This window comes from Mesorhizobium sp. M1406, assembly GCF_040317555.1.
In the GTDB taxonomy this organism is placed as follows: Bacteria; Pseudomonadota; Alphaproteobacteria; order Rhizobiales; family Rhizobiaceae; genus Mesorhizobium.
In genome coordinates this window covers 1-1,057 of sequence record NZ_JAMYKW010000163.1, presented here as the reverse complement: position 1 = coordinate 1,057, position 1,057 = coordinate 1, and the positions used below count along the sequence as shown (strand labels likewise).

The window sequence follows — 1,057 nt, the reverse complement described above, 5'->3', positions numbered from 1 at the left end:
TCGGGCCGGATGGCCATCCAGCCCGAGGCTCAGTCGCTTCCATCGCACAAAATCATCCCTGTGCAGATACAAGGGGTGTTCCAGCTTGGCAAGGACGGCAATCCGTCCAACACCCCTCAACCGTCTCGGCGCTGCGCGCCGATCCACCTTCTCCCACAGGGGGAGAAGGAAGAACGCTAGCGATCACAAACCGGTGAGCGCTGTAACGAAGCGGCAGACAGCGGCGAAGTGGGGACATGAGTGGTGCATCCAGGCGCCGCCGTCCACGGAGCAAGCCGATGTCGGGGTCCAGCAAGTTCGTCACAGTGTTAAGCCTCTGCGCGCTTGCGCTGGCGGTGTCGTTCGGTGCGGCCGCCGCCCGGCCGCTCACCGTGGTCGAGCTGTTCACCAGCCAGGGCTGCTCGTCCTGCCCGCCGGCCAATGCCAATCTGATCAAGGTCAAGGACCAGCCCGGCGTGCTGGCGCTGTCCTTCAACGTCACCTACTGGGACTATCTCGGCTGGAAGGACACATTCGGTCGCCAGGAATTCACCCAGCGCCAGGTCAGCTACGAGCCGCCGCTCGGCCATGACGGGCCGTTCACGCCGCAAGTGGTGGTCAACGGCCATGCCGATGTCGTCGGCGCCGCACCCGGTGAGATCGAAAAGCTGATCTCGGCGAGCGGCCAAATGAGCGGCCCGTCGCTGTCACTTGACGGCGGCAAGGTCAATATCGGCGCCGGCGCAGCACCGGGCGGCAAGGCCGATGTCTGGCTGGTGCGCTATCTCCGAGGCGTCGTCGAGGTGCCGGTAGCGCGCGGCGAAAACACCGGCCGCACTCTGCCGCACGCCAATGTCGTGCATTCGCTCGAGAAACTCGGCGGCTGGACCGGCGCCGCCACCGCGCTGGATCTGCCGCCGGCTTCGGACGGCCTGAGCACCGCCGTGCTCGTCCAGTCGCCAGGCGGCGGACCGATCCTGGCCGCCGCGACCAACTAGAGCGGGATGAATTTAGGTTGGGCATAGCCTGCCTCTGTGAAGTAATTTCGGCATTCGGTTGACGTGACCTCGCCGAGGAT

The 1,057-nt window shown here is 65.5% G+C and carries 2 protein-coding genes; both read left to right on the top strand.

All coding sequences use genetic code 11. The features are described from left to right. Positions 1-180, top strand: a 180-nt coding sequence (locus tag NKH03_RS34725) for a hypothetical protein (protein ID WP_352973343.1), incomplete at its 5' end; no start/stop codon positions are given. Between the two features lie 98 nt (positions 181-278). Continuing rightward, positions 279-977 carry a DUF1223 domain-containing protein gene (locus NKH03_RS34720; protein ID WP_352973342.1) on the top strand — a complete coding sequence of 233 codons (699 nt, stop codon included), beginning with the start codon at positions 279-281 and terminating at the stop codon, positions 975-977. Positions 978-1,057: the final 80 nt, after the last annotated feature.

Bases quoted from the DNA above. Each gene is read 5' to 3' on its own strand.
- NKH03_RS34720 (WP_352973342.1), top strand. From the start codon at position 279: ATGTCGGGGTCCAGCAAGTTCGTCACAGTGTTAAGCCTCTGCGCGCTT.